Below are 3942 nucleotides of genomic sequence, written 5' to 3'. Positions count from 1 at the left end.
AGAGCGGCTCCGACGCATGGAAGGCCTATATGCGGCGCGCCACCAACACGGTGAACTATTCCAAGGCGCTGCCGCTCGCCCAGGGCGTGTCATTCGATATCGACTGAAAGGCTCGCCGGCTTGGGCATCCCCGCACCGGGGATGCCGCACCGGTCAGCTGCCTGCCGGCGAGTCGAAGGCCTTGACGAACGCGGCATCGATGATAGCCAGCTTGACGGCCTGGGCGGTCATGTATTCCCGGTAGAAATCGCCCGACACCCACATCACCGAATTGCCGCGCTGGCCAAGCCAGCCAACGCTGCCGAGGTCTTCAGCATCCCGCAGTTTGCGTGCCAGGTGGGTTCGCGACAGCTTGAGCCATTTGGCGAAATCGCCGATCGAGACGACGCCGGTCGGTATTTCAGCGAGGCCGGCATGGTCGGGATCGACGCCCGATATCAGCCAGTCCATGACGACGCCGCCATTGTTGAGCCAGGTGAACAGCGAAAAGGTCTGCCTGGGCTCGCGCACGGGGCTGGAGGAGATCAGGCCGTCGGCCACCAGCGGCTGCACCCTGGCGAGAGCATCGGGCCGCTCCAGAAACGTCGCCAGACGGTTCGCACCGTCGAGACTGTCCAGCGTGTGCAGGTGCGCCATCATCCAGCCGGCAACCGTCTCCAGCGTGTTCACCGTTGGCTGAATGGGGCGGATGCGGCCGTCCTGTGTTGCCGGCAGGTGCTCGATGAAATTGTAATGCAGCATTTCCTTGAGGAAGGCGTCGGCGGTGTTGCGGCTGGCGACGGAATTCTCCCGGATGACGTCGATGAAACGCGCCGCCGTCAACTGCTTGCGGTAGTCATCGGGCTCCCGTCTGAAATGCAGGGCAAGGCCGATATGCGCCATCAACCAGCGTTGCTGGGTGGCAAATATCGAGGCGAGCCTCGGGTTCATCCCATAGGCCTGGATCATCGCCTGCGCCTGGGCACGGACACAGCGATGCAATGCCGGGTGACCGGCAATATGGTCAAAGGTCTGCGTCATTCCCCCCATGCTCCGATCCAGCCTTACGGCCACGAAGACGCAGATCACATTTTCAGCCTTCACGGCCCGTGTCCAGACGCGCCCTGTCTATAACAGGTTATGATCGCCAGGAGACAATGTTCTCGGTCCGGGCAGATGTCGATCGCGCCGACCCTCAGCGGTCTTCCGGGACTGGAAAACAGGCGGCGAATGCCGCATCGACAATGGCCAGCTTGGCGGCCTGGACGGTCATGTACTCCTGGTAGAAGGTGTTCGACACCCACATCACCGAATGGCCGCGCTGGCCGAGCCAGCCGATGCTGCCGAGTTCCTCGGCAGCGCGCAGCTTGCGGGCGAAGTGGGTCCGCGACAGCTTGAGCCATCTGGCGAAATCTCCGATCGAAACCACGCTGGTCGGAATCCGGTCCAGGCCGGCATGATCGGGGTCGATGCCCGACATCAGCCAGTCCATGACGATGCCGCCATTGTTGAGCCAGATGAACAGGGAAAAGGTCTGGTTGGGCTCGCGCACCGGCTTGGAGGCAAGCAGGCCGTCCGCCACCAGAGGCTGCAGCCTGGCAACCATGTCGGGCCGCTCCAGGAACCTGGCCAGCCGGTCGGCACCATCGAGATGATCCAGCGTCTGCAGATGAGCAAGGACCCAGCCGGTGAAAGTCTGCACGGTTGCCGCCGTTGGCTGCAAGGGGTGCGTGCGCCCGTCGCCACCCGAAACATACTCGGCGACATGATAGTGCAGCATCTCCTTGATGAAAGCGTCCGCCGTGTTGCGGCTGGCCACCGCGTGCTGGTGTACGAACTCGATGAAACGCGATACCGTCAGCTCCTTGCGGCGGTCGTGCGGATCGCGCCTGAAATGCATGGCAAGGCCGACATGACCCATCAGCCAACGCTGCTGCGTGGCGAAAATGGAAGCCAGTCGCGGGCTCGTTTCATAGATGTTGATCAGCGCCAACGACTGTGCCTGGACACAGCGATGCAGGGCCGGATGGCCGGCAATGTCTTCCAGATTCAGCGCCATCCTCCTCATGTTCCGAGTTAACTCCAACAGCGGAGTCGCGTCCATATTTTCCAGCCTTCGACAGCTGTGTCCAGAGGCACCGAATGCGAAGAGCAAGCCCAACCCGAACACGGGGCCGGCCACGCCCGTTTCATGGTAGGGTCCGCTAACCGGTTGGTCGCCGACCAGGGCAGGTTCCATGGCGACGACGATCCCCTATCCTATGGCTACACCTATTCTGCCTCGGCAAAGGTGTTGCTCTGGTCGGGGTGCTTGACCGCGCGACCGGCGACAACGTGGGCAGCTACGACATTAGCTATGTCAGCGCCGATTTCAGCATCGGCAGGCGTGCGGTGACAGTCACGGCCAATTCGGGCCAGGGCCAGATTTACGGCGATGCCGACCCCTCCTCCTATGGCTACACCAGCACCGTCTTGGCAGTGGTGTGGGCTTGGTCGGCGCTCTCGATCGCGCCTGGGAGAGAACGCCGGAGCCTACACCATCGCCCAGGGCGGCATCACCAACGCCGCCAATTCGAACGGCGATATCACCTATGACCTAATGCCATGGCCGCTTGGGACCGCAGCCTCTGGCACCAGCGACCGAAGCGGTCGACATAGATGTAGATGATCGGCGTCGTGTAGAGGGTGAGGATTTGGCTCAGGATCAACCCGCCGACGATGGCGATGCCGAGCGGCTGGCGCAGCTCGCTGCCCTCGCCAAGGCCGATGGCGAGCGGCACGGCGCCGAACAGCGCCGCCATGGTCGTCATCATGATCGGGCGAAAGCGCAGCAGGCAGGCCTGGCAGATCGCATCATGCGCCGATTTGTTCTCGGTGCGCTCCGCGGCCAGCGCGAAGTCGATCATCATGATCGCGTTCTTCTTGACGATGCCGATCAGGAGGATGATGCCGATCAGCGCCATGATCGAGAACTCGATGTCGAACAGCGTTAGCGCCAGCAAAGCGCCTACGCCGGCCGAGGGCAAGGTGGAGAGAATGGTCAGCGGGTGGACATAGCTCTCGTAGAGAATGCCGAGCACGACATAGACGGCGATCAGCGCGGCAAGGATCAGCAGCGGCTGGTCGGAAAGCGAATCCTGGAACACGCGGGCCGTGCCCTGGAAACTGCCATGGATGGTGGCGGGCATGCCGATGCGATCCGTCGCCGCGTTGATCGCGGCCACGCCGTCGCTGAGTGCCACGCCAGACGCCAGGTTGAACGACAGCGTGGTGGCGACGAACAGACCCTGGTGGTTGACCGAAAGCGGCGTGCTGCCGGGGCCATAGCTGGCCAGTGACGACAACGGCACCATCGTCTCGGTGCCGGTGCTGACGGCCGATCCGGTCGAGGCGGCGGTCTTGCCGGTGCTGGTGATCGAATTGGTCGCCTGGTTGCGCGCGGCGTCGGTCGCCGCGGACGTGGCGCTGCTCGACTGCCCCGGCGTGACGAACGTGCCGGCGACAGCGTTGCTCGCCTGCGAACCATGCACCGAGCCGCCCGAAGTGCTCACATAGACCTGTTTCAGCGCTTCAGGGTTCTGCCAGTATTGCGGCGCCACCTCCATGATGACGTGGTACTGGTTGCGCTGGACATAGATAGTGGAAACCTGGCGCTGGCCGAAGGCGTCATAGAGCGTGTTGTCGATCTGGCCGACGGTGATGCCGAGCCGCGTCGCGGTATCGCGGTCGATGACGATGTCCGCCTCCAGCCCCTTGTTTTGCTGGTCGCTGTTGACGTCGGTGAGCTTCGGCTCGGTCTGCAATGCCGCTGCCAGTTTGGGAGCCCACTGCGCGAGTTCGTCGAAATTGTCGCCCTGCAATGTGTACTGATACTGGGCGTTCGACTGACGCCCGCCGACGCGGATATCCTGCACCGCCTGCAGGAAGAGCCTGGCGCCCGGCACCACAGCCAGATCGCGCCGC

Annotated in this window: 3 protein-coding genes and 1 pseudogene; 1 reads left to right on the top strand and 3 read right to left on the bottom strand. The window is 63.2% G+C overall.

The genetic code is table 11. The features are described from left to right. Positions 1-107: pseudogene (locus EOC06_RS34105) on the top strand (aldehyde dehydrogenase); the annotation flags it as partial. Positions 108-153: 46 nt separating this feature from the next. On the opposite strand, the gene EOC06_RS34100 reads toward EOC06_RS34105, so the two are convergent. The 3 genes from EOC06_RS34100 to EOC06_RS34090 all read right to left on the bottom strand — a co-directional run. Continuing rightward, entirely contained in the window at positions 154-1020 is an 867-nt protein-coding gene (locus EOC06_RS34100) for a hypothetical protein (RefSeq protein ID WP_128309877.1), read from the bottom strand. A gap of 154 nt (positions 1021-1174) precedes the next feature. After that, the gene (locus tag EOC06_RS34095; protein WP_164898900.1) at positions 1175-2038 is read right to left on the bottom strand and encodes a hypothetical protein; all 864 of its coding nucleotides are present in this window, start codon (positions 2036-2038) and stop codon (positions 1175-1177) included. 526 nt (positions 2039-2564) lie between these two features. Beyond that, on the bottom strand, positions 2565-3942 hold a 1378-nt coding region (locus tag EOC06_RS34090), incomplete at its 5' end, for an efflux RND transporter permease subunit (RefSeq protein ID WP_206631319.1).

The organism is Mesorhizobium sp. M7A.F.Ca.MR.362.00.0.0 (genome assembly GCF_004023175.1).
In the GTDB taxonomy this organism is placed as follows: domain Bacteria; phylum Pseudomonadota; class Alphaproteobacteria; order Rhizobiales; family Rhizobiaceae; genus Mesorhizobium.
The sequence above is the reverse complement of the archived record's forward strand: the minus strand, read 5'-3'. Positions and strand labels throughout refer to the sequence as shown.